At 69.8% G+C, this 3,212-nt stretch carries 2 protein-coding genes and 1 tRNA gene; 2 read left to right on the top strand and 1 reads right to left on the bottom strand.

Annotated elements, in window-relative coordinates; translation table 11 throughout:
• Window positions 1-17: 17 nt before the first annotated feature.
• Entirely contained in the window at window positions 18-1,604 is a 1,587-nt protein-coding gene (locus QZV72_RS10470; RefSeq protein ID WP_297008263.1) for an adenylate/guanylate cyclase domain-containing protein, read from the bottom strand.
• Between the two features lie 65 nt (window positions 1,605-1,669).
• On the opposite strand from QZV72_RS10470, the gene QZV72_RS10465 reads away from it, so the two are divergent.
• On the top strand, window positions 1,670-3,028 hold the full coding sequence (locus QZV72_RS10465; RefSeq protein WP_297008261.1) for a DNA polymerase III subunit delta': 1,359 nt from the start codon (window positions 1,670-1,672) through the stop codon (window positions 3,026-3,028).
• Between the two features lie 105 nt (window positions 3,029-3,133).
• Window positions 3,134-3,209, top strand: a tRNA-Thr gene (locus tag QZV72_RS10460).
• The last annotated feature ends 3 nt before the right edge of the window (window positions 3,210-3,212 follow it).

Below are 3,212 nucleotides of genomic sequence, written 5' to 3'. Positions count from 1 at the left end.
CGGCCCGGCTCCCCGCGTCACTGCTCCGGCTTCGGGCCCGCCGTCTTCTCCGTCGCCCGTTCACCCTCACGCTCCGCCTCCCGCTCGGCGAGGGTCGGACGGATCGGCCGGGCCAGCTGGGTCATCTCACGACGCCCCCGCAGTTCCACGGACTTCATCATCGTCCAGCGGGCCTGCTCCGCCTCATTGGCCTGACGCACCGTCGCCGCCGTGGTCAGCACCCGGCCCGGGGTCTCCTTGGCCACGTCGGTCAGCCGGGCGGCGGCGTTCACGGCGTCCCCGATGACGGTGTACTCGAAGCGGTTCTTCGCGCCGATGTGCCCGGCGACGACCGGGCCGACCGCGGCACCGATACCGGCGGGCAGCTCCTGGGCTGCCAGCCCGGTCTTCAGTTCACGGGCGGCGGCGAGCGTGTGCCCGGCGATGTCGTCCAGGGGCAGGGGTGCGCCGAAGACGGCCAGAGCGGCGTCCCCCTCGAACTTGTTGATGATGCCCTTGTTGCGGTGCACGACCTCCACGACGATGTCGAAGAAGCGGTTGAGGGCGCGGACGACCTCCTGCGGCTCACGGGAGACCGCGAAACCGGTCGATCCGACAACATCGACGAAGAGGACGCCGACCTGGCGGTTCTCGCCACCGAGCTGGGGTTTCTCCTCCAAAGCGTGCCGGGCGACCTCGTCGCCGACGTAGCGCCCGAACAGTTTGCGGACCCGCTCGCGCTCCTGGAGTCCGGCCATCATCTCGTTGAACCCGGCCTGCAGCACGCCGACCTCGGAGCCGTCGTAGATACGCACCTGGGCATTCGTGTCGCCGCGGCGCACCCGGTTCATCGCGACCTGCAGTTCACGGATCGGATCGACCACGGTCATGGTCATCAGGCGCGTCCCGGAGAACCCCGTGAACAGCTCTGTGAGGCTCAGCGCGAGGACGCCGGGGAGAATCTCCGTGGCATCCCCGCCGAAGAAACCGCTGGCCTGCGCGACAACCATGAGCACCACGCCGACCACCGGCACCGCCGAGGTGAGGATCCACACGAAGGTGATCTGCCGCGACAGGGGGGCGATCCTCTCCGGCGAGCCCTGGTCGGGCTTCAGCGCGCGCACCGCGACCGGGCGCACCATCCGTTCAGCGACCATGTAGGTCAGCAGGACCACCATCGCCCCGCCGAGGGTGGCTGTCACAGCGACGGTCAGCGCCCAGCTGCGGGAGACCTCGACGAGGGCGACGACGGTGAAGATCACCACGCCGACGGCCCACAGCCCCGCACCGAGCAGCGCCTGGAAGGAGGGGATGCGCAGTACGAGACCGCGGATCATCCGCGGGTCGTAGCCGGCCGGTGCGCGCTCCCAGCCGAGTACCGGGGTGAAGAAGTGCAGGGTCATCCCCACACCGACGGCAAGGGCGAGGATGAAATAGCCGACGTAGAGTGACAGGGTCAACGTGCTGACCGACAGGAACTCGCGGGCTCCGGGCAAGGGCACCAGGAACCGGAGGAACGATGCGACGGCGAGCGCCCCGAAAACGTTGACGACCAGCACAGCCAGGGCGTAGAGGGGCCAGCTGGTGCCCCACGCCCACCGGATGTACCGCGCCAGTCGTTGCATGGTGGTCCAGCCTATCGGAGTGGGGCGGCGGGTGTCCCCACCACCGCCGAACTACACTCGCCACCATGACCACCGCCGCAGGCACCACCGACGTCTTCTCCCGAGCAGCGCTGAGCCCGCACGTGGTCCGCCCGTTGCGGGACGCCGTGCTCTCCGCCCGCCTACGAGTTTCCGACAACGACCGGTTCGGGGTCGTGGAGGACGCCGTGAACGACGCCGCCATGACCCACTCCTGGCTCTTCACCGGCCCACCGGGGTCCGGCCGTTCAGTGGCGGCGAAGGCCTTCGCCACCGCCCTGGTCTGCACGGATCCCGTGGTGACGGGCTGTGGGCGGTGTGAGCAGTGCCGTTCGGCGGCGGCGGGGTCGCACCCGGACATCTCCTGGATCCGCACCGACGGCGTCACCATCCCGGTCGAGGAGGTGCGTGAGATCATCCGCACCTCCGCCGTGCTGCCGTCGGTGGCGCGCTGGCGTGTCGTGATCGTGGAGGACGCCGACCGGCTCGGGGACTCGGGCGCCAACGCCCTGCTCAAGAGCGTCGAGGAGCCGCCGGCGCACACCGTGTTCCTGCTGTGCGCCCCGTCGACCGACCCGGAGGACATCTCCATCACCCTGCGTTCGCGGTGCCGGCACGTCTACGTGCCCACCCCGTCGAAGGCGGAGGTGGAGGCGGTGCTGCGCGCGGACGCAGGACTGGGGCTCACCGACGAGCAGGCGCGCTGGGCGGCGGAGGTGTCCGGTGGGCACATCGGTCGGGCGCGTCACCTCGCCTCGGATGAGGCGGCGCGGACGAAGCGGGCGACGGCACTGAGGCTGCCCGGGCTGATCTACCGTTCGGGGGAGGGGTACAGGTTCACCGCGGAACTGGTCAAGACGGCGACCTCGGAGGCTGCCGCAGCCGTGGTGGAGCGGGACGCCCACGAGATGGCGGAGCTGGAGAGCTCCCTGGGCATGGGTGCGAAGGGGCGTGGCGTGGCCCGGGCGCAGGTCGGCGCATCAGGGCAGATCAAGGAACTGGAGAAGCAGCAGAAGAACCGGCGGACGCGGATGCTGCGGGACTCGCTGGATCTCGCACTGATCGACATCGCCGGCCTGTACCGGGACGCGATGATGGTCGCCGTCGGTGCGGTGGAGGCGGCGTCCTCCGGGGACGGGGGTGGCGCTGATGACGGTGGCGGCGCTGGCGGCGCTGATGACGCTGGCGGCGCTGGTGACGCTGATGCGGCGCCGGTCGGTGGTTTCCTGCACCCGGACCAGCAGAAGGTCTCCCGTGAGCTGGCCCGGCGCAACTCTCCGGAGGCCCTCGTGCAGTGTATCGACGCGGTGACGGCCTGTCGGGAGACGCTGCGCCGCAACGTGAAGCCGGAAGTGGCGCTCAACGGCATGGTGGGCCGGCTGCGCGAGTGCTGTGGGCAGGTGTGACCGGTCGCTGAGTAGGGCACTGGGTAGGGCGCCGAGCAACTCGTTGCGCTGGTGTGACACCCGGTTTGTGGCCGCAGTGCGGCGTACGTTAGAATGACCGATCGTGCCGCTTTAGCTCAGTCGGTAGAGCGTCTCACTCGTAATGAGAAGGTCGCGAGTTCGATTCTCGCAAGCGGCTCCACGT

Origin of the sequence: uncultured Corynebacterium sp., from assembly GCF_902782855.1 — a bacterium.
Lineage (GTDB): Bacteria > Actinomycetota > Actinomycetes > Mycobacteriales > Mycobacteriaceae > Corynebacterium.
The sequence above is the reverse complement of the archived record's forward strand: the minus strand, read 5'-3'. Positions and strand labels throughout refer to the sequence as shown.